We start from the raw sequence: 19,627 nt of genomic DNA on the forward strand, positions 1-19,627 counted from the left end.
GAGGAGCATCATGGATCTCGCAACACTCTGGTTCTTCATCGTCGCCTTCTTCTTCGTGGGCTACTTCGTGCTCGACGGGTTCGACTTCGGTGTCGGCATGTCGCTGCCGTTCCTCGGCAAGAACGATGTCTCGCGCCGCCAGGTCATCAACACGATCGGTCCGGTCTGGGATCTCAACGAGACCTGGGTCATCGTGGCCGGCGCCTGCCTGTTCGCGTCGTTCCCCGAGTGGTACGCCACCCTCTTCAGCGGGTTCTACCTGCCGCTGCTGCTGATCCTGCTCGCACTGATCCTGCGCGGAGTCTCGTTCGAGTACCGCCACCAGCGCGACAGCGCGAAGTGGAAGGCCGGCTTCGACCGGATGATCGTGATCGGCTCGGTCGTGCCGGCTCTGCTCTGGGGTGTCGCCTTCGGCAACATCGTGCAGGGCGTCGCGATCGATGAGAACCACATCTACGTCGGCGGCTTCTTCGCGCTGCTGAACCCGTACTCGCTGCTGGTCGGCGTCACCACGCTGCTGCTGTTCTTCCTGCACGGGGTGCTGTTCGTCGCGCTCAAGACCGACGGGCAGGTGCATGAGGACGCACGGAAGCTGGTGAAGAAGGCCGCCATCCCGACGATCCTCGTCGCGGCCGCAACCGTGATCTGGACGGTCGCGATCGCGATGGGCCGTGAGGCTCCGCTGCTCTGGCTCGTCATCGGTGCCGGCGCGCTCGCGGCGGTCAGCCTGATCGCGGCGGTCGGATTCTCGTTGGTCCGGCGTGACGGCTGGGCGTTCTTCGCAGGGATGCTCACAGTGATGTTCGCGGTGGTCATGCTGTTCTCGGCCCTGTTCCCGTTCGTGATGCCGTCGACGATCGACCCGGCATTCAGCCTGACGATCGCGAACGCGTCGAGCACGCCGTACACGCTGCAGATCATGAGCTGGACCGCATTGATCGCGATGCCGCTGGTGATCGCGTACCAGGCCTGGACGTACTGGGTCTTCCGCAAGCGTGTCACTCGCAAGTCCATCGAGGGGGCTCCGGCGCACGCGTGAAACCCGTCGATCCGAGACTGCTGCGCTACGCGGGTGCCGCGAGGGGCTTCCTCGCGGCATCCGCGGTGATCGGCGTCATCCAGACCGCGGTCACGATCGCCTTCGCGTGGTTGCTGACCGATGCGATCACCGGCGCGATCGCGGGTAGCGATGTCACCTCCTCCCTGATCTGGCTGCTGGTCGCGGCGCTGCTGCGCGGGCTGCTGATCGCAGCATCGGATGCCGCGGGGACGCGGGCGGCGGCGAAGACCGGGATGCAGCTGCGCTCGGCGCTCGTGAAGGCGGTCGGGAAGCTGGGGCCCGGATGGCTGGCACAGCGGAACCAGACCGAGCTCGCCGTCACCGCGGGACATGGGCTCGAGGCGCTCGATGCGTACTTCGCGCGGTACATCCCGCAGCTCGTGCTGACCGTGATCGCGACTCCGGTGCTGGTCGCGGTGATGTGGTGGCAGGACTGGCCGAGTGGGCTGACCGCGGTCATCACCCTGCCGCTGATACCGCTGTTCCTGATCCTGATCGGCATGGCGACGCGCACGGTGCAGACGCGGCAGTGGCAGACGCTGCAGCGCCTCGCCGCCCGATTCGCCGACACGGTCCAGGGGCTGTCGACGCTGCGACTGTTCGGGCGCGACCGCCGCGCGGCCGACCGCATCGAGGTCACCGCAGAGGAGTACCGCCGCGAGACCATGAAGGTGCTGCGGTTCTCGTTCCTGTCCGGGTTCGCGATGGAACTGCTGGCCTCGATCGCGGTCGCACTGATCGCGGTGTCGGTCGGCTTCCGGCTGCTCTCGGGCGACCTGACGCTCGAGGTGGGGCTGTTCGTGCTGCTGCTCGCCCCCGAGGCGTTCCTGCCGATCCGTCAGGTGGGGGTGCAGTTCCACGCGGCCTCGGAGGGTGTCGCCGCGACCGAGGATGTGTTCGATGTGCTCGACGCGGCGGGTGCCCGCGTACGGATGCAGGACGATTCGACGGATGCCGGAGGAATCGCCGTGGAACGGTCCGACATCCGTGCATCGGTCCTGCAGGTGGAACGGGCGGACGGCGCCGCGCTCACGGTCGAGGGCCTGCGGGTGCGCGACCTGCCGCCCGTGTCCTTCACCGCCGAGCCGGGAACGATCACGCTGATCGAAGGTCCCAGCGGGTCCGGCAAGTCCTCACTCCTCGCGGCGCTCCGGGGCGCTGCCGATTTCGAGGGCGCGGCCGCATTCGCCGGGCAGGATCTTCGCGGGCTCGCCCCGGCCACGTGGCTGGCCTGGGCCGGACAGGCGCCGGGGTTGATGCGCGGCACCGTCGCGGAGAACGTCGCCCTCGGGGACCCCGCACCGGATGCCGACCGCATCCGCGCCGCGCTGGACGATGCCTGCGCCGAGACCATCGACGCGGGGCTCGAGCTCGGCGTGCAGGGGAGTGGGCTCTCGGGCGGCCAGGCGCAGCGGGTGGCCGTGGCCCGCGCCCTGTATCGACAGGAGTCCGCTCCGGGACGGATGCTCGCGCTCGATGAGCCTTCGAGCGCGCTCGACCCCGAGACCGAGGAGCGGCTGTGGCGGTCGCTGCGCGAGCGGGCGGATGCCGGGGCGACGATCGTGCTCGTCTCGCACCGCCGATCGGCGCGTGACATCGCCGATCAGGTCGTGGCGCTGGGGGTGGACGCATGACCGGGGCGACGCGCAGCCAGCGGGTCCGTGGCATCCTGCGGCTCGCGCAGCCGCCGGTCGGACGGTTCGTGCCCGGCCTCGTCTGGGGGATGCTGTCCGCCGGGGCCGCCGTGAGTCTGCTGGCGGTCAGCGGCTGGCTGATCGTGAGCGCTTCGATCGTCGACTCGCTCGTGCCGCTGTCGATCGCCGTGGTCGGGGTCCGGTTCTTCGCCGTGTCGCGCGCCGTCACCCGCTACCTGGAGCGACTGAGCGGCCACGACGCGGCACTGCGTCAGCTCGCCTCGACCAGGGCCGACATCGTGCGGCGGCTGATCCCGCTGTCTCCGGCCGGCCTCGGCTCGACCGACCGCGGGCAGGTGCTCACAGCCCTCGTTGACGATGTCGAGAACCTGCAGAACCTGCCGCTGCGGGTGGTGCAGCCGCTCGGGGTCGCAGCCCTCGTCGCGGTCGGTGCCGTCGGCTTCATCGCCTTCGTCTCCCCTCCCGCCGCGCTCGCGCTCGCCGTGTGCCTGCTGGTCGCGGCAGCCGCCGCGATCGGTCTCGGCTGGGTGTTCGGCTCACGTGCCGAGGCGCTGGTCTCGGCACGTCGCGCCGAGCTCTCTGCGGCCCTCGTCGACTACTTCGGCAGCCTCGACGTGCTCATCGCCTACGGGGCGGAAGAGCAGGCGCGCGCACGGATCGGTACGGCGGATGCCGTGCTGCGACGAGTGGTCGACCGCGCCTCGTTCGCGCAGGCCGTCGCGGCCGGCGTGGTCTCCGCGGTCGCCGGGGCTGCCTCGGTCTGGGCCCTCGCTGCTGCGGCTCCCGGACTCGTCGACGGGGCGATCGACGGCCCGTGGTTGGCCGTGGCGGTCCTCGTGCCGATGGTGGTGTTCGAGATCTTCGGTGCGGTGCCGATCGCCGCGGCATCGTGGCGGAGTGTGCGCTCCAGCGCCGAGCGCATCGTCGACGTGCTGCCGGAGCGGATGCCGGACGAGCTGCGCTCCGACGCGGGAGACGACATCGAGATCGAGGGCACTCCGGTAGTGCGGATGCGCGGCGTGCGGGCGAACTGGCCGGGTGGTGCGCCCGCTCTGAAAGGGATCGACCTCGACCTCCGCCCTGGTGAGAGGGTGCTGGTCGCGGGGCCGAGCGGGGCGGGCAAGAGCTCACTCGCCGCGGCGCTTGTCGGCTTCCTGCGGGTGGAGGGCGAGTACCTGGTCGACGGCCGTGATGCCGCGGAGCTTTCGGGCCCGGCACTGCGCCGGGTGATCGGGCTGTGCGAGCAGAGTCCTCAGCTGTTCGACGAAGACATCCGCCAGAACCTGCTCTTCGCACGCGACACTGCGACAGACGCCGAGCTGCGGGAAGTGCTCGACCGAGTCGGTCTCGGTGCCTGGGTCACCGAGCGTGGCGGTCTCGACGCGCGGGTCGGCGACCGCGGTGCGCTGGTGTCGGGTGGGCAGGCGCAGCGGATCTCGCTCGCCCGCGCACTGCTGAGGGGTTTCCCGGTATTGGTGCTGGATGAGCCGACCGCCGGGGTCGACCCTGAGGCATCCGATGCCCTGCTGCGCGATCTGCTGCAGGCCGCAGGCGAGCAGTCGGTGCTGCTGATCTCGCACCTCGCGCCGCCTGCAGGGACCGTCGAGCGCACGGTGCGCATCGAAGACGGCCGCACGATCTGACGGCGAGGCCGCGCGCCTCAGACGTTCATGTCGACGGGCGGTTCCATCACGATGCCCTGCGCCTCGAACGCGCGACGGCGCTCTTCGATGCGGCGGTGCAGCTCGACCTGTGCGGCATCGACGAACTGCGGGTCGAGGTCGACCGTCGGCGGGTTCGGGTCGCCGTGGTTCGCGGCGATGTACGCATCGAGCTCGGGGCCGCTGGTCCACGACGTGATGAGCGCGTAGCGGGGTGCCGTGCCGCGATGCCAGACCGCGTGCCAGAAGCGCTGGGTGTCGACGACGATGCGGGAGCCCGCGCGCAGCGGCAGGCGGATCTCGGTCGCCGGGTCGAAGCGGTCGGCGCGCAGGATCAGCATCGACTCGGTGTCGTCGGAGAGGTTGAAGAACCCACGGACCACCCAGCCGGTGCCCTCTTCGTTGAGGCGGTTGTTGTCGTCCTGATGCAGGTTGTAGATCGCGTCGGCGTATTCGTTCGCCTGCAGCTCGATCACGCGGCAGCGTCCGATGCCGGCACCCGGCTCTTGCGCCCGGCGCTGGAGCGTGGGGGCGATGGCGACCTGCGACTCGACCCAGATGCCGTCCTTGTCGGCGCGCGGCGGGGTGTGGTTCCAGAAGCCGTTGCAGTCGACGTCGCCCGCGTAGCTGGTGAGCGGGGCGAAGCGCGTGATGCCGGAGGAGCGCCAGCCGACGTACTCGAGGTCGTGCCATTCGGCGGGGTCGGCGGGCGAGGTGTGATCGTCGAGGACGACGTAGCCCGTCTCGGCCAATGCCTCGGAGGTGATGAAGCCCATGATGAATACCCTTCCCGTCATCGCTGCCCCCACAGGCGGCGGGTTATTAGGCCATCCTAACCGGGATGCTCCTCTCATGGCGGAGGGGTGGCCGGGGAAAAGCGCGGTGGGGAGCGCCGATATTCTGGGGGACATGACTCAGCCGCAGGGTGCCCTCCTCGTGGGCAGCGTGAACTACGACGACGCCGAGACCACGATCCGCACCGCCGCGGATCTGCTCGGGACCCGACTCCGCCGCATCCCGGACGGAGAGGTGGGCAAGCGGTTCCACTGGATCATGTTCCAGCCCGACGTGATCGGCCAGGCCGAGGGCATCGAGCGCGTCGGCGACGAGCCCATCCCGTTCCCCGCCGGCATCGATGCCCGAGGACTGCGGCTCGCTGAAGGAGTGGATGCCGCGAGCATCGAGCTGCCTCCGCTCGGCTACGCCGCAGCCGCGATCGAGTCGTACGCCGTGTTCACGCGTCTCCGTGCAGAGGGTGCTGTTCCGGCCGGCATCCGGTTCCAGGTGTCGCTGCCGACGCCGCTCGCCGTGATCTCCTCGTTCTTCCACGGCGATGACCGGGCCGAGATCGAGCCCGTCTACACCGCTGCGATCCTGCGCGACCTCGACGAGATCCTGGCCGCCATCCCGCACGAAGACCTCGCGGTGCAGTGGGACGTCGCCAGCGAGATGGGCATCATCGAGCGCGCGGTCGGCTACGGAGCGGTCATGGAGGCGTGGTGGCCCGGTGATCCGTTCGACGGTCTCGTCGCGCGCCTGGCTGCGCTCGTCGATGCGGTGCCCGCTGACGCCGAGGTGGGCGTGCACCTCTGCTACGGCGACGCGGGGGAGAAGCACTTCTTCGAGCCGAGGGATGCCACGAACCTCGTGCGCTACGCGAACGCCGTGGTGGCGGCATCCGCCCGCCCGCTCACCTGGCTGCACCTGCCGGTGCCGATCGACCACGACGACGAGGCGTACTTCGCCCCGCTCGCAGAACTCGCCGCGGTCGACGAGCTCTACCTGGGACTCGTGCACCGGGAGGACGGCGCGGAAGGGGCAGCTCGTCGCATCGCCGCCGCGGCTCCGTTCGCCCCTGAGTTCGGGGTTGCCACCGAGTGCGGAATCGGCCGCGCGCCCGCGGGCTCGACCGAGGGCATCCTGCGCACGCACGCCGAGGTCGCCACCGCCTGGTGACGAGCAGCTCTCGATTCGCGTGCAGGCCCCGCGTCGCGTAAGCTATTCCGCGGTGACGTGTCCGAGCGGCCGAAGGTGCAACTCTCGAAAAGTTGTGTAGGGTAACCCCCTACCGTGGGTTCAAATCCCACCGTCACCGCCATGGAAACCCCCGAGAAATCGGGGGTTTTTCCGTACCTGGGGTCGGGCGTGGTGCATTTCTGGTGCATGTCTCACGCACCTTCGGCGAAGTCTGCACCCACGGAAAGAACCGAGTGGGTGCAGACAGCGTCGAACTATGTGGTGAGGAGCTGATCTGGCAGCACGACGGGGACGAACCGGGCGCGTGAGCCCGCAGGCATTGTTGGTAGATTAGGTGAGCCTAATAACGTACCCGGGGAGGAGCTTCGTGACGTTGACGGCTGATGCGCCCCCGCAAGCGGCGGCGCCGCCCAGCGGCGATTTCGTGCCCGAACCGCGTATGGTCCCCGAGTCCTTCCTGCTGACGACCGGTGTGTTCGAACAGGACCTCGAGGTGCGCTGGCTACCGCACAGCAACGAGGAGCACGTGCTGATCTGGTCCGAACGTGGTGCGGTGAGCGTCGTGGTGGACGATCGGATGCACGTGGTGCTTCCCGGGTGCGGCCTCTGGATACCTCGAGGGGTTGTCCACGCAGGGTGGGCAGCGGGGGGAGCAGCGTTTCGGGAGACGCTGTTCGCGCCCGAATCGTGGACCCCGACGTGGGACGGAACCACTGCGGTGGACCTGAATGCGGCGTTGCGGCACCTACTGATCCATCTCGCGGTCACGGGGATGCCCGAGGACGAGCGGCTTCGCGCGCAGCAGGTGTGCATCGACTTGCTCGAGCCACTGCGCTTCCGTGGGATCGCTGTACCCATTCCGCAGGACCCTCGTATCAGGAAGATCGTCGACGGCATCCTGAGGAGCCCTGCTGACGGGCGTTCCCTGGAGCAGTGGGCGCACTGCCTGAATGTGAGTCCCCGGACCATCAGCCGGGCGTTCTCGGCAGACGTGGCGATGAGCTTCGCCCAGTGGCGCCGGCTCGCCCGGATGGCGTCGGCGTGCACTCTGCTCGCCGAAGGTGCAACTGTCTCGGTGACGGGCCGCAGGGTCGGATACGGCACAACCAGTGCGTTCGTCGCGGCTTTCCACAAGGTCGTCGGCTGCACGCCGGGTGAGCTGCTCGCCACCGAGTAGGCGACCGGGCTCGTCGTGGTCCTGTCCCGAATGCGACACCGGTCGTCCGCACCTCGACAGGCGTCGAGCCTACGCTGGTTACTTAGGTAAGGCTTCCCTTGTGTAGACGGCCTGCTCTCCCTCCCTCCCTCTCGATCACAGGAGCCCCATGTCCAGTCTTCGCATGCCCTCCGGCGGCTCGCATCCATTGCGGAGCACAGTCTCCGCCTTGGCGCTCGTCGCCGCGCTCGCCCTCACCGGGTGCTCTCAAGGCGCCGCCGACACGGGCTCGACGACGGGTGCGACTTTTGAAAGCGTCGCCGAAGCCGGCGCCTTCCCCGTGACGGTCGAGCATGCGCTCGGCCAGACGAAGATCGACACTGAGCCGGAGCGAGTCGTCGTCATCGGTTGGACGACGCCCGACGTGGTCGTGGCTCTCGGGCGGGTGCCGGTCGCAGTCGGCTTCAATGCCTATGGAGCCGACGCAGAGGGATACTTCCCGTGGTTCCGCGAGGCGGTCGAGGAGCTAGGCGGAGAGATGCCCATGGCGCTTCCGAGCCTTGAACGCGGTGAGATCGACTTCGAGGAGCTGCTGAGCACCGAGCCGGATCTGATTCTGGCCACCTACTCCGGCATCTCGGAGGAGGACTACGACCGCCTCAGCGACATCGCCCCGACCGTTGCGTACCCGGAGCAGGCGTGGGCGACACCGCTCGGGGACAACATCGAGATCGTCGGGGAAGCGCTCGGCGTTCCGCAGCGTGCCGCGGATCTGCAGGCTGGCCTCGACGACATGATCGTCTCCGTCGCGGAGGAGCACCCGGAGTTCGATGGCGTCACCTTCGCGTACGGCACGGTGCCGATGGATGACGGGACGCTGCTGCTCAACGGTCCGACCGACCCTCGAGTGCAGTTGATCGAGCAGCTGGGAATGTCCCTCGTGCCGGGAGTGGCCGGACTCGGCGAGGAATCCTCCAGCTTCAACGTGAGCTTGGAAGAGCTTTCCGGCCTCTCGCCTCAGCTCTATGTGACGAACGTCGACGGCGACGCCGAGTGGAAACGCGCTCTGACGAACAGCAGCGTCTTCGCCGATTGGCGGCCGATCGCCGGCGGCGATGTCGTGGTCACCAACGACGTGGCGCAGACGATGTCCCTGTCCGCACCGAGTCCGCTCAGCATCCCGTGGGGTCTCGACCACCTGGTGGGATCCCTCGCGGAGGCCGTCGCCAACCTTGAATAGCGCAGACCGCCTCAGCGCGTCCGCGCCCCGGGAAGGGGAGGGGAAATGACCGTCGGGACGCCGGTCACGTCCAGGAGCACGCCGGCGCAGACCAGCCGATCTCCTCGCGTCAAGACCAGGCGTCCCCGAAGCGTCCTGACGCTCGGCTTGTTCGCTTCGGTCGGGGTGCTGATCGTCGTCGTTGTGGCGAGCATCATGGTCGGTGCGCGCGGTTTGACCGTTGGTGCCGTTCTCGCCGCTCTGCTCGATCCGCGAGCATCCAGCGAGGCGCTGATCATCTGGGAGTTGCGCATTCCACGGACCGTCGTTGGCCTGGTCGTGGGCCCTGCGCTCGGCCTGGCGGGCGCACTCATCCAGGCGTTCACGCGGAACCCCTTGGCAGACCCCGGGATCCTGGGCGTCAACGCCGGTGCAGGTTTCTTCGTCACCATCGCGATCGGTCTCTTCGGCATCACCGGCGCGCTCGGCTATGTGTGGTTCGCCCTGCTCGGTGCTGGTGTGGTCACGGTCGTCGTCTACCTCATCGGATCCATCGGAAGGGGCGGCGCCTCCCCGGTGCAGATGACGCTGGCGGGGGTTGCGCTCAGCGCTGTCCTCGGAGGCTTCGCCTCGGGTATCAGCCTGAAGAACCCGCAGGTCTTCGACAGCATGCGCTTCTGGGGTGCCGGGTCGCTCGCCGGACGATCCTTGGATGTCGTCGCGGCGATCGGTCCGCTCATCCTCATCGGCGTCGTGTTGGCGCTTCTCGTGGCGCGGCCTCTGAATGCACTGGCGATGGGCGACGACGCCGGGAAGTCCCTCGGCGTCAGCGTCGTGGGAACCCGGGTGGTGACTGTCGTCGCCGTGACCGTGATGGCAGGCGGGGCGACGGCGCTCGCCGGCCCGATCGGGTTCGTCGGGTTGATGGTGCCGCACATCGTCCGCTGGTTCGTCGGGCCGGATCAGCGCTGGATCATGGCGTACACGCTCGTGATCTCGCCGATCCTGTTGTTGGTATCCGACATCGTCGCCCGAGTCGTCCTGCCCAGTGGGGAGCTGCGCGTCGGGCTTGTCACGGCCGTCGTCGGCGCCCCGATCCTGATTCTCTTGGCACGACGTAAGAAGGTGAGCGGGCTGTGACACGTTCGCCCATCGCGCCCGAGCGGTCGCTGCCCGTCGAGTCGCTGGTCGGAAACGGCCGCCCCGAATGGCTTCTGCGCTCCTCGCGCCCGCCGATCTCCCTGCCGATCGATCGCCGCACCGTGCTCGTGGGTGTCGTGGTGATCATCCTGGTCCTCGTCATCGGCGCGTACACGCTGACAGCAGGCGCTGCGCATACTCCCTTGACCGATGTGGTCTCCGCCCTGTTCGGTAACGCAGACCGGCGAACCGAGATGCTGGTGATCGAGTGGCGATTGCCGCGACTGCTGTTCGCCATATGCTGCGGCGTGGGACTGGGTATGAGCGGTGCCATCTTCCAGTCCCTGACGCGCAACCCTCTGGGGAGTCCGGACGTCATCGGGTTCGCCGCAGGCTCCTACACCGGCGCCCTGATCGTCATGCTCGTCGTGGGCAGCGCCGGCTACTACGCCGTCGCTGCGGGGTCGCTCGTGGGCGGCATGCTCACGGCGGCGCTCGTCTACCTGCTCGCGTACCGCGACGGTGTGGACGGGTTCCGCCTGATCATCATCGGAATCGGCATCAGCGCGGTGCTCGGCTCGATCAATTCGTACTTGATGCTTCAAGCAGACCTGGAAGACGCGATGTCTGCGGCGGCGTGGGGTGCGGGATCTCTGAACGGACTCGGCTTCGACCAGTTCTGGCCCATGCTGACCGTCTTGGCTCTGCTGATGCCGTTCACGGTGGCTCTCGGGCCGGGGATGCGAGAGCTGGAGCTGGGGGACGACACCGCGAAGGCGCTCGGGACGAGTGTCGAGAAGCTGCGCCTCGCCGCTGTCGTGCTCGGCGTCGCACTGACCGCACTCGTGACCGCGGCGGCCGGGCCGATCTCCTTCATCGCGCTCGCCGCGCCACAGATCGCACGCCGACTCACTGGTGCACCCGGAATCGGGTTGATGCCGGCGGCGCTCGTGGGGGCGCTCCTGCTCGTCGGGGCCGATGCGGTGGCCATCGCGATTCAACTGCCCGTCGGCATCGTCACCGTGTCCATCGGCGGCGCCTATCTCCTGTGGCTTCTCATCCGCGAATATCGTCGCAGACGATAGCGATGTCTCGACAAGAAAGTGCAACCGTGAGCATCTCCACTGACATCCCTCGGGTCGCGATCGACTCACCCGATCTGCGCGCCGAGAGAGTGACGATCGGCTATGACGCCCGCATCATCTCCTCTGAGCTGAACGTCAACGTTCCGCCGGGGGGATTCACCGTGATCATCGGCCCGAACGCCTGCGGCAAATCGACTCTGCTGCGCGCCCTCTCTCGCCTGCTTGTGCCGCGTGAGGGGGCGATCCTGCTCGATGGGAAGGAGATCTCGAAGTACCGCGCCAAGGAAGTCGCGCGACGGATCGGACTGCTTCCGCAATCTTCGATCTCGCCCGATGGCATCACGGTCGCCGACCTCGTGGCTCGTGGCCGATATCCCCATCAGAAGCTGCTCCAACAGCGTTCCCCGGCTGACGAGGCTGCGGTGGCGCACGCCCTCGAGGCCACGCACCTGAGCGACCTGTCTGCGCGACTGGTCGACGAACTCTCCGGCGGGCAGCGGCAACGCGTCTGGGTTGCGATGGTCCTTGCCCAGCAGACACCCCTGCTGCTCCTCGACGAGCCGACGACCTTTCTGGACATCGCGCATCAGATCGAGCTGATGGAGCTCTTCGACTCACTGCACCGAGAGGGGCACACGCTAGTCGCGGTGCTCCACGACCTCAACCACGCTGCACGATATGCGAGCCACCTGATCGCGATGAAGGACGGCCAGGTGGTCGCCGAGGGGCCGCCGGAGGAGGTCGTCACGGAGAAGATCGTCGCCGAGGTGTTCGGCATCGACTCCGTCGTCATCGCCGACCCGATCACCGGAGGCCCCTTGGTGGTCCCTTACAAGTCCACGGGCGGCCCTCGCTCCGCCGATCATTGACGATTTCCTGATGTGTCGCCCGCGAGATCGGCGGCCCACGCTCGCTCTCGGCGGCGCGGAGGGCCGCTCTTCTAAGCTGACCGCATGAGCGACGAAATCGGTCGGACGGTGATCGCGGATCTGTGCCGCATTCCCAACCCTGAGGCAATCGATCGCACCGCGTTCGTCGAACTCGGCGGCGTGGAGCAGTTCGTGTCGATTCGAGGTCGAGACACGAGCAACCCGGTCCTCGTCGTCTGCCATGGCGGTCCGGCACTTCCTTCGCTGCCGTCGTCGTGGATCTGGCAGCGAGGAGTGGAGGACTACTTCACGGTCGTCAACTACGACCAGCGTGCCAGCGGCAAGTCCGCGGCACATGCGGTCGAGGGGATGGAGTTGAGCGTCGAGCGATACGTAGACGACCTCGTGGAACTGATCACCTGGCTCCAGGACGAGCTCGGGGTGACGAAGGTCGGTGTGCTCGGCCACAGCTGGGGAACGATCATCGGCGTCATGGCGGCCGAGCGGCGCCCCGACCTGCTTTGGGGCTACATCGGTGTCGGGCAGGTGATCTCCGGTGCAGAGAACGAGGTCGAGAGTTTCGGGTTCGCGCTTCGGAGCGCGATCGCGGATCAGAACGCGGAAGCAATCGCGGAACTCCAAGCGCTCGGCGAGTACCCCGGCACGCAGCCGCTCACCACCGAGCGGATCGTGACCTGCAGGAGATGGGCACAGCACTACGGGGCGCTGTCCGCGTACCGATCCGACTCCGCGTATTTCATGGAATCGCAAGAGCTGTCGCCGTACTACACGGACGACGAACTGGGGCTGATCGGGGTGGGACAGCAGGCAACGATGCCGCTGGTGCTGCCTCAACTGCTGTCCTTCGACGCTCGTGACCGGATGACGTTCGAGGTGCCCATGCTGCAGTTCCTCGGGCGCCATGACTGGACGACGCCGACGGGTCCTGTCGCGCGCTGGATCGAACGAGTGACGGCGCCATCGAAGGACGTCGTCTGGTTCGAGAACTCGGCACACCTGTGCATGCTCGAAGAGCCGGGGAAGTTCGTCGTGAGCCTCGTGAAACTGGCGTTGCCGCACGCGGTCGCTCCCCGAGGAGTACTGCGGGGATGAATTGCATGGCCGGAGCCGAACTTTTCGCTGGAGCGACCGCTCACCGATGACGGCTGGCGCCCGCCGCGTTCGCACTGTGCCCTTCGCGGTCACACCTCGTCGGGACGGAGTTCGCGGCCGGCCACTTCCGGAGCGTTCTGGGTGCGCTGCGTGCGAGCGCGCGTCGTCTGGAAGAGGACTGCACCGGTGACGACGAGGATCGCCCCCGCCGACGGTACGAGTGCTTCGGGTGGGAACCCCGTGGCGAGCATCGCGCCGCCCAGCATGCCGCCGAAGGCGCTTCCCAGCGTGATCGCGCTCGCGTTGAGAGCGAGCAGGATGGTGAGGGAATCCGAAGACATGGCGGCGAGACGTGCCTGCAGCGGCACTCCCATCCCGCCGTTGAAGAACGCGCAGCCGAAGAACCAGAAGATGGCGATCACGGCACCCGCGATGCCCGACAGAGCCAGGCCGACGGTTCCGATCGCGGCCACCGCGATGAGGGAGGCGATGATGACGGCCAGAACGCGAACCGGGGAGATGCGGTCGATGCTGCGTCCGGAGACGGCGTTGCCGAGCAGACTGATGAGGCCGTAGCCGAACATGATCAGGATCATCGGCAGTCCGGCGCCGATGCGAGGGTCGAGGATGAATGCGGCGTACGTGAAGCAGAGGTAACTCGCGCACATGATGCCGATCGGGATCACGAGGGCTGCGAGTACTCGCGGCTGCCCCAGGGGCCTCACGCTCTCGCGCAGCGGACGCGCCGGCAGCGTCAGGCGCGGAACCTTGATCAGGATCCCGATCAGCGCGATGGCGCCGACGCCGGCGACCAGGAACAACGGCGCACGCCAGTCCGCCTGCCCGATGACGAGTCCCAGCGGCACGCCGAGAGCCGTGGCGGCCAACCAGCCTCCCAGCACGAACGAAAGCGCACGACCGCGTTGCTCCACGGGGGTGCGCGCGATCACATAGGCGCTCACGACCGCATTGAGGAGGGCGCCGCCAACCGCGGAGACCACCCGACCCGCGATCGCCCACGAGTAGTCGGGTGCCACGGCCACCATGAGGTTCCCGAGGATGAAGACCAGCAACGCGAGGGAAATCGTCGCCTTGCGCTCCCATCGCCCCGTGAACGCGCTCAGCGCGGGGCCCGCGAACGCCCCGGTCAGCGCGAATACCGCGACGAGCTGCCCCGCCGCAGCGGAGCTCACCCCCAGATCCGACGCGAACTGGGGGAGAAGACCCGCCAGCACGTAGCCGTCGATGCCCATGGAGAAGTTGGCGAGGGCAAGCCAGAAGAGCCCCGCCCGACCGAAGTCGCGGAGGTGGTCCGTCATGAGCACTGCTACCGATTTCTGAGTCGTCGGGTGAGAACCCAGGGCGTTGCTCACCGGACCGGATGCCTATACGGTGAGTGCGTACCGCATCCGGTGGCGGCCTTCCCTGTTGATCTATTTGGAGGCCGATCATGAATACCGTACCCCGCGCTCGACTCTTCCGACGCGACGACCGCGACCAGCTCACCGACCTGGTGAACGCTCATCTCTCCTCGGTGATTCCGGGCGCTCGCGTCTCGGTGAACGCCGTGCTGAGCAGCCTCGAGCGCCAGCCCGACGAGTACATCGTCGATCCCTGGGTGGTGGAGCGCACCACCATCGTCGTGGAACTGGATGAGCGCATCGTCGCCGCGGCGCACCTGCAGCGTTTCGCCGAGCACCCGCGCGTGAGCGACGACTACCGAGGGGCCGGGCTGATCCAGTGGACGCTGTCGGTGCCGCGGGACGACGGAGGAGATCCGGCCGCCGCGACCCTGATGCGCGCGTGCCTGGCGCAGCTGCGCGCTTGGGCTGTGACGACGGCATATGCCGACGGGCAGCTCCCGTTCCCCGGCGTGTACGGGATCCCGGCATCGTGGCCGCATGTGCGCCGGTCCTTGGAAGGGGCCGGCTTCTCGCACGACGGAGGGACGGAGGTCGTGCTCCTGGCGACGACCGCCGGGCTCGCCTCCATCGCGGATTTCCAGGATGCGTCCGACATCGCGACGACGCGCGAGCTCGGCGCTGACGGCATCCGCTTCACCGCGGTCCGGGACGGGGAGACGGTGGGATACCTCGAAGTCGATCTGACCGCGAACCGTGCCGAACGTCACTCGGCCGGACCTCGCGTCGCGGAGCTCTCCGACTGGGAGGCGGCCGACGCCGACGTGCTCGTGCGACTCTTCGGCGACCTTCACGAGTGGCTCACGTTGAGCGACGTGGCGCGGCTCATCGTGGCGGTGGACGCCGCCGATGTCGACGAATGCGAGCAGCTGTTCGCACTCGGGTTCCGCGAGGTGACCTCGACCGCCAGAGGCTGGCGCCGTCAGCTCTAGGCGTCACGGCCCCCGGCGCTAGTCGCCGGGGGCCGTGCGTCCGGCGAGATGGCGGTGGCGGGAGCGAGCACGGCGGTCGGTACTGCGTTGGCGTGGGCGGCGACGGCATCGGCGAAGGCCTGCTGAACCGCGGCGATGGTCGCACCTTCCTGCCGACCGGCGCGCACTTCGGTGTACAGGGTTCGGTGGGGCTCGGGGGTGAGGGCGACGACCTACACCCCTCTGAATCGGGCCTAGCGTCGTGGAGCCGGCACGGTCGCCGATACGCTCCGAATCGGGCAGCGCGAGATGCAGGAGCCGGCGTCCGCGTGGCGCGTGATTCGCACGGCCGTGCTGATCAACGTGCTGAATCCCAAGCTGACCGTCTTCTTCTTCGCGTTCCTTCCGCAGTTCGTTCCCGCAGGTGCGGCTGATGCCGCCGGGAAGATGGCGGTGCTCAGCCTCGTCTTCATGGCGCTCACGTTCGCCGTGTTCGCGCTCTACGGCGTCTTCGCCGCATCCATGCGCACCCAGGTGATCGGACGACACCGCGTCATGACCTGGTTGCGACGAACATTCGCGGGCACGTACGTTCTTCCCGCCGGCCGCCTCGCTTTCGAGAGTCGATGAGGGCGGATCGAGCTCAGCCGAGCAGTTCCACCCCGAAACCCGAGACGACCGTGCGCAGTTCGGCGAGGTAGCGCTGCGCCTGCTCGGTGAGCGGGATCGCCGCGTGACCGATCCAGCCGATCTCGATGCGCTCGTCGACGTCGAGCGGGATGGCGACGATCTCCGGATCGAGGTCATCGCTGATGATGCCTGTCGAGATGGTGTAACCGTCGAGTCCGATCATCAGGTTGAAGATGGTCGCGCGGTCGGAGACGCGGATGTCGCGCGAAGTCGAGAGGGTGGAGAGGATCTCCTCGGCGAAGTAGAAGGAGTTGTTCGCGCCCTGGTCGAAGGTGAGTCTGGGCACATCGGCGAGATCGGCGAGGGTCACGCGATCTCGAGCGGCGAGGGGGTTCTTCCGGGAGATGAAGATGTGCGGCTCCGCGACGAAGAGCGGGTGGAACGCGAGCCCGGAGTCGCGGAGCAGCTTGTCGATGACGTTCCCGTTGAAGTCGTTCCGGTAGAGGATGCCGAGCTCGCTGCGGAGGGTGCGGACGTCTTCGATGATGTCCCACGTGCGCGTCTCACGAAGGGAGAACTCATACTGCTCGGCCGAGGTCGCCTTCACCATCCGCACCAGTGCGTCGACAGCGAACGAGTAGTGCTGCGTCGACACCCCGAGCAGGCGTCGCGAGGGCGGTCGACCGAGGTATCGCTGTTCGAGGAGTGCCACCTGCTCGACGACCTGCCTGGCGTACCCGAGGAACTCCACGCCGTCGGTGGTGAGGGTCACGCCGCGAGCGGAACGGAGGAGGAGCACGCGCCCCACCCGGCTCTCGAGGTCTTTCATCGCCGCCGACATCGTGGGCTGGGCGACGTAGAGCAGGTCGGCGGCGGCGCTGATCGACCCTTCCGCGGCGACCTCGATGTAGTAGGTGAGCTGCTGCAGGGTGATGCCGCTCGAGCGCTTGGCCATAGTGTCAGCCTATGCCACGGCATAGTCGGAGCGCATTACTCGATAGGACCGTCCACATCGCACCATGGAGGTATCCCCTTTCGCGAGGCCGAGCCCGGCCGATCAGCTCACCGATTGGCACCTCATGGCGCACGACTTCACGTTCCGCATCACGACGACCCGCTTCGACGAGGACTACTCGCCGTCGGAAAACTCCCGGATCACCACCAACTTCGCCAACCTGGCGCGGGGCGAGCACCGTCAGCAGAATCTACGCAACGCGCTGACGATGATCGACCGTCGGTTCAACGATCTGGCGCGCTGGGACAACCCGAACGGGGATCGCTACACCGTCGAACTCGAGATCGTCTCGGTCGCGGTGCAGTTCGCGGCAGAAGGCGAGGACCAGGAGTTCCCGCTGCTCGAGGTTCTGGACATCCAGATCGTCGACCGTCTCACCGGAAAGCGCAGTCACGGGATCGTGGGGAACAACTTCTCGTCCTACGTGCGCGACTTCGACTTCAGCGTACGGCTGCCGGCTGCCGCGGAAGCTGCGGGCCGGTTCACCGTTCCGGCTGACTTCGGCGACCTGCACGGCAAGCTCTTCCAGCACTTCCTCGACTCGGAGACCTACCGGGAGCGCTTCGCCGTGTCGCCCGTGATCTGTATCAGCGTCTCGACGAGCAAGACGTACCGTCGCACCGAGAACCACCATCCGATCCTCGGTGTCGAGTACGAGCAGAAGGATCCCTCACTGACCGACGAGTACTTCGGCAAGATGGGGCTCTCCGTCCGGTACTTCATGCCGCGCGGCAGCGTGGCCCCGCTGGCGTTCTACTTCCGTGGCGATCTGCTCAGCGACTACACGAACCTCCAGCTCATCGGCACGATCAGCACGATGGAGACGTTCCAGAAGATCTACCGACCGGAGATCTACAACGCGAACGCGGCCGCTGCGAGCGTCTACCAGCCGAGCCTCGAGGAGCAGGACTACTCGGTGACGAAGATCGCCTACGACCGCGACGAGCGCAGTCGGCTCGCGGCCGAACAGGGGAAGTATGCAGACGAGCACCTCATGAAGCCGCACGGCGAACTGCTCGAGCAGTGGGCCGCCGGCTCCGCCGCCTCCCTGGTCTCCGTCGGATGACGAACGGAAGATCGCCGATCATGAACACCCTTCTTCCCACGTCGATCGTCGGCAGCCTGCCCAAGCCGTCCTGGCTGGCTTCCCCCGAGACTCTCTGGGCTCCGTGGAACCTGGAGGGTGATGCCCTGGTCGAGGGCACCCAGGATGCGCTGCGCATCACCGTCGAGGAGCAGCGTCAGGCGGGCCTCGACATCATCAGCGACGGCGAGCAGACCCGCCAGCACTTCGTCACGACGTTCATCGAGCATCTCTCCGGCGTCGATTTCGACGAGCGCGAGACGGTGCGGATCCGCGACCGGTACGACGCCAGCGTGCCGACTGTCGTCGGCGCCGTGAGTCGCGAGAAGCCCGTGTTCGTCGAGGACGCGAAGTTCCTCCGTCAGCAGACGGATCAGCCGATCAAGTGGGCCCTGCCCGGTCCGATGACGATGATCGACACTCTCTACGACCGCCACTACAAGAGCCGCGAGAAGCTGGCCTGGGAGTTCGCGACGATCCTGAACCAGGAGGCGAAGGAGCTCGAGGCGGCCGGGGTCGACATCATCCAATTCGATGAGCCGGCATTCAACGTGTTCTTCGACGACGTGCAGGACTGGGGTGTGGCGGCGCTCGAGAGGGCGGCCGAGGGATTGCGCGCAGAGACCGTGGTGCACATCTGTTATGGGTACGGGATCAAGGCGAACACCGACTGGAAGGCGACTCTCGGGTCGGAGTGGCGGCAGTACGAGAAGTCGTTCCCGCTGCTGCAGCAGTCGAGCATCGACACCATCTCGCTGGAGAGCCACCACTCGCACGTTCCGCTCGAGCTCGTCGAGCTCATCCGAGGCAAGAAGGTCATGCTCGGAGCGATCGACGTCGCCAGCGACGTGATCGAGACCCCAGAGGAGGTCGCCGAAACCCTCCGCAACGCGCTTCATTTCGTCGACGCTGACAAGCTCATCCCGAGCACGAACTGCGGCCTGGCGCCGTTGGCACGTGACGTCGCACGCGGCAAGCTGCACGCGCTCAGCGCGGGCGCCGCGCTGCTTCGCGAGGAGCTCGCCGCCGCGAAGGTCTGACTCGCTCAGAGGGTCAGGACTCCGCGCGGAAGCTGATTGCAGATGCCATGTGTGTCAGAATGGTCAGATAGAGCTGCAAACTGACCGGGGAGGCGCGAGCATGAGCACCTTGATGAAGCTTGAGAAGAAGCCCGCCGGGACGGAGTGGCGTGAGGAGTTGCTCAAAACGATCGTTGCCGAGCTGGATGCCGGGAAGATCATCACCATCGACACGAAGACGCCGACGATGACCCCGCAGCAGGTGGCTCAGGAACTCGGCCTCTCACGCACGACCGTGCTACGCAAGATCAGCTCGGGAGCACTGCGAGCGTCGAAGCAAGGTAACCGCAACATCATCGCAGTCGCGGACTTCGAGCGTTTCCGTGCAGGATATGTCCGGGACCTCGGCCAGGCATTCGCGGAAGACTTCTGAGCGTCGCAGTGCCGGGGAAGAGCCTGGTCTACTTGGACGCCAATATCCTCATTCCCTCCGTCACGCGCGGTCTCCTGATCATCGGCGCCGTGTCCTCGGATTACCGGGTCTGCTGGTCTGGGTTCGGTGAAGCCGAGGCAGAACGACACCAGCACGAGCGTGCCGCGAAGATCTCTGAC

General features: G+C 67.3%; 18 protein-coding genes and 1 tRNA gene. 16 read left to right on the plus strand and 3 right to left on the minus strand.

The window, feature by feature from the left end:
- The first annotated feature begins 10 nt into the window (after positions 1-10).
- The 3 genes from cydB to cydC are packed head-to-tail and all read left to right on the plus strand — an operon-like array spanning position 11 to position 4,358.
- The gene (cydB, locus tag ACIQTX_RS04900; RefSeq protein ID WP_402969613.1) at positions 11-1,039 is read left to right on the plus strand and encodes a cytochrome d ubiquinol oxidase subunit II; all 1,029 of its coding nucleotides are present in this window, start codon (positions 11-13) and stop codon (positions 1,037-1,039) included.
- Positions 1,036-2,694: a thiol reductant ABC exporter subunit CydD gene (gene cydD, locus ACIQTX_RS04905; RefSeq protein ID WP_402969616.1), complete on the plus strand. Its 1,659-nt coding sequence runs from the start codon at positions 1,036-1,038 to the stop codon at positions 2,692-2,694. Before cydB ends, cydD begins: the two co-directional genes overlap by 4 nt.
- Positions 2,691-4,358, plus strand: a complete 1,668-nt coding sequence (cydC, locus tag ACIQTX_RS04910; protein ID WP_402969619.1) for a thiol reductant ABC exporter subunit CydC — start codon at positions 2,691-2,693, stop codon at positions 4,356-4,358. Before cydD ends, cydC begins: the two co-directional genes overlap by 4 nt.
- Before the next feature lie 17 nt (positions 4,359-4,375).
- On the opposite strand, the gene ACIQTX_RS04915 is transcribed toward cydC, so the two are convergent.
- Positions 4,376-5,152: a hypothetical protein gene (locus ACIQTX_RS04915; RefSeq protein WP_402969622.1), complete on the minus strand. Its 777-nt coding sequence runs from the start codon at positions 5,150-5,152 to the stop codon at positions 4,376-4,378.
- Positions 5,153-5,285: 133 nt separating this feature from the next.
- On the opposite strand from ACIQTX_RS04915, the gene ACIQTX_RS04920 reads away from it, so the two are divergent.
- From ACIQTX_RS04920 to ACIQTX_RS04955, 8 genes are all read left to right on the plus strand, one after another.
- Positions 5,286-6,332 carry a hypothetical protein gene (locus ACIQTX_RS04920; protein ID WP_402969625.1) on the plus strand — a complete coding sequence of 349 codons (1,047 nt, stop codon included), beginning with the start codon at positions 5,286-5,288 and terminating at the stop codon, positions 6,330-6,332.
- 51 nt (positions 6,333-6,383) lie between these two features.
- Positions 6,384-6,474, plus strand: a tRNA-Ser gene (locus ACIQTX_RS04925).
- Between the two features lie 246 nt (positions 6,475-6,720).
- The gene (locus ACIQTX_RS04930) at positions 6,721-7,530 is read left to right on the plus strand and encodes a helix-turn-helix domain-containing protein (protein WP_402969628.1); all 810 of its coding nucleotides are present in this window, start codon (positions 6,721-6,723) and stop codon (positions 7,528-7,530) included.
- Between the two features lie 148 nt (positions 7,531-7,678).
- Positions 7,679-8,749, plus strand: a complete 1,071-nt coding sequence (locus tag ACIQTX_RS04935; RefSeq protein ID WP_402969631.1) for an ABC transporter substrate-binding protein — start codon at positions 7,679-7,681, stop codon at positions 8,747-8,749.
- 45 nt (positions 8,750-8,794) lie between these two features.
- The gene (locus tag ACIQTX_RS04940; RefSeq protein ID WP_402969634.1) at positions 8,795-9,868 is read left to right on the plus strand and encodes a FecCD family ABC transporter permease; all 1,074 of its coding nucleotides are present in this window, start codon (positions 8,795-8,797) and stop codon (positions 9,866-9,868) included.
- Complete coding sequence (locus tag ACIQTX_RS04945; protein ID WP_402969637.1) at positions 9,865-10,953, plus strand: FecCD family ABC transporter permease; 1,089 nt, start codon at positions 9,865-9,867, stop codon at positions 10,951-10,953. The genes ACIQTX_RS04940 and ACIQTX_RS04945 overlap by 4 nt, the downstream gene beginning before the upstream one ends.
- A gap of 2 nt (positions 10,954-10,955) precedes the next feature.
- Complete coding sequence (locus tag ACIQTX_RS04950; RefSeq protein ID WP_402969640.1) at positions 10,956-11,822, plus strand: ABC transporter ATP-binding protein; 867 nt, start codon at positions 10,956-10,958, stop codon at positions 11,820-11,822.
- A gap of 84 nt (positions 11,823-11,906) precedes the next feature.
- On the plus strand, positions 11,907-12,935 hold the full coding sequence (locus tag ACIQTX_RS04955; protein ID WP_402969643.1) for an alpha/beta fold hydrolase: 1,029 nt from the start codon (positions 11,907-11,909) through the stop codon (positions 12,933-12,935).
- A gap of 89 nt (positions 12,936-13,024) precedes the next feature.
- Here ACIQTX_RS04955 and ACIQTX_RS04960 read toward each other — a convergent pair whose 3' ends face one another.
- Positions 13,025-14,254 (minus strand): MFS transporter, encoded by a 1,230-nt coding sequence (locus ACIQTX_RS04960; protein ID WP_402969646.1) that lies wholly within the window; start codon positions 14,252-14,254, stop codon positions 13,025-13,027.
- A gap of 131 nt (positions 14,255-14,385) precedes the next feature.
- Here ACIQTX_RS04960 and ACIQTX_RS04965 point away from each other — a divergent pair, with 131 nt between their 5' ends.
- Both ACIQTX_RS04965 and ACIQTX_RS04970 read left to right on the plus strand, forming a co-directional pair.
- Positions 14,386-15,288 (plus strand): hypothetical protein, encoded by a 903-nt coding sequence (locus ACIQTX_RS04965; protein ID WP_402969649.1) that lies wholly within the window; start codon positions 14,386-14,388, stop codon positions 15,286-15,288.
- A 288-nt stretch (positions 15,289-15,576) separates the two neighbouring features.
- Positions 15,577-15,897, plus strand: a complete 321-nt coding sequence (locus ACIQTX_RS04970) for a LysE family translocator (protein ID WP_402969652.1) — start codon at positions 15,577-15,579, stop codon at positions 15,895-15,897.
- 13 nt (positions 15,898-15,910) lie between these two features.
- On the opposite strand, the gene ACIQTX_RS04975 is transcribed toward ACIQTX_RS04970, so the two are convergent.
- Entirely contained in the window at positions 15,911-16,852 is a 942-nt protein-coding gene (locus ACIQTX_RS04975; protein WP_402969655.1) for a LysR family transcriptional regulator, read from the minus strand.
- A 124-nt stretch (positions 16,853-16,976) separates the two neighbouring features.
- On the opposite strand from ACIQTX_RS04975, the gene ACIQTX_RS04980 reads away from it, so the two are divergent.
- The 3 genes from ACIQTX_RS04980 (at position 16,977) to ACIQTX_RS04990 (ending at position 19,448) form a co-directional block, all read left to right on the plus strand.
- Complete coding sequence (locus ACIQTX_RS04980) at positions 16,977-17,978, plus strand: DUF1852 domain-containing protein (protein WP_402972962.1); 1,002 nt, start codon at positions 16,977-16,979, stop codon at positions 17,976-17,978.
- A 20-nt stretch (positions 17,979-17,998) separates the two neighbouring features.
- Positions 17,999-19,036: a methionine synthase gene (locus ACIQTX_RS04985; RefSeq protein WP_402969658.1), complete on the plus strand. Its 1,038-nt coding sequence runs from the start codon at positions 17,999-18,001 to the stop codon at positions 19,034-19,036.
- 100 nt (positions 19,037-19,136) lie between these two features.
- Positions 19,137-19,448 (plus strand): helix-turn-helix domain-containing protein, encoded by a 312-nt coding sequence (locus ACIQTX_RS04990; RefSeq protein ID WP_402969661.1) that lies wholly within the window; start codon positions 19,137-19,139, stop codon positions 19,446-19,448.
- Positions 19,449-19,627 lie beyond the last annotated feature (179 nt).

The organism is Microbacterium sp. NPDC090281 (assembly GCF_044769635.1).
Classification (GTDB): domain Bacteria; phylum Actinomycetota; class Actinomycetes; order Actinomycetales; family Microbacteriaceae; genus Microbacterium.

Excerpts from the sequence above, each read along its gene's own strand:
- cydB (WP_402969613.1), top strand. The coding sequence starts at position 11 with ATGGATCTCGCAACACTCTGGTTCTTCATCGTCGCCTTCTTCTTCGTG.
- cydC (WP_402969619.1), top strand. The coding sequence starts at position 2,691 with ATGACCGGGGCGACGCGCAGCCAGCGGGTCCGTGGCATCCTGCGGCTC.
- ACIQTX_RS04915 (WP_402969622.1), bottom strand. The coding sequence starts at position 5,152 with ATGGGCTTCATCACCTCCGAGGCATTGGCCGAGACGGGCTACGTCGTC.
- ACIQTX_RS04920 (WP_402969625.1), top strand. The coding sequence starts at position 5,286 with ATGACTCAGCCGCAGGGTGCCCTCCTCGTGGGCAGCGTGAACTACGAC.
- ACIQTX_RS04935 (WP_402969631.1), top strand. The coding sequence starts at position 7,679 with ATGTCCAGTCTTCGCATGCCCTCCGGCGGCTCGCATCCATTGCGGAGC.
- ACIQTX_RS04940 (WP_402969634.1), top strand. The coding sequence starts at position 8,795 with ATGACCGTCGGGACGCCGGTCACGTCCAGGAGCACGCCGGCGCAGACC.
- ACIQTX_RS04950 (WP_402969640.1), top strand. The coding sequence starts at position 10,956 with ATGTCTCGACAAGAAAGTGCAACCGTGAGCATCTCCACTGACATCCCT.
- ACIQTX_RS04955 (WP_402969643.1), top strand. The coding sequence starts at position 11,907 with ATGAGCGACGAAATCGGTCGGACGGTGATCGCGGATCTGTGCCGCATT.
- ACIQTX_RS04960 (WP_402969646.1), bottom strand. The coding sequence starts at position 14,254 with ATGACGGACCACCTCCGCGACTTCGGTCGGGCGGGGCTCTTCTGGCTT.
- ACIQTX_RS04965 (WP_402969649.1), top strand. The coding sequence starts at position 14,386 with ATGAATACCGTACCCCGCGCTCGACTCTTCCGACGCGACGACCGCGAC.
- ACIQTX_RS04970 (WP_402969652.1), top strand. The coding sequence starts at position 15,577 with ATGCAGGAGCCGGCGTCCGCGTGGCGCGTGATTCGCACGGCCGTGCTG.
- ACIQTX_RS04975 (WP_402969655.1), bottom strand. The coding sequence starts at position 16,852 with ATGGCCAAGCGCTCGAGCGGCATCACCCTGCAGCAGCTCACCTACTAC.
- ACIQTX_RS04980 (WP_402972962.1), top strand. The coding sequence starts at position 16,977 with ATGGCGCACGACTTCACGTTCCGCATCACGACGACCCGCTTCGACGAG.
- ACIQTX_RS04985 (WP_402969658.1), top strand. The coding sequence starts at position 17,999 with ATGAACACCCTTCTTCCCACGTCGATCGTCGGCAGCCTGCCCAAGCCG.
- ACIQTX_RS04990 (WP_402969661.1), top strand. The coding sequence starts at position 19,137 with ATGAGCACCTTGATGAAGCTTGAGAAGAAGCCCGCCGGGACGGAGTGG.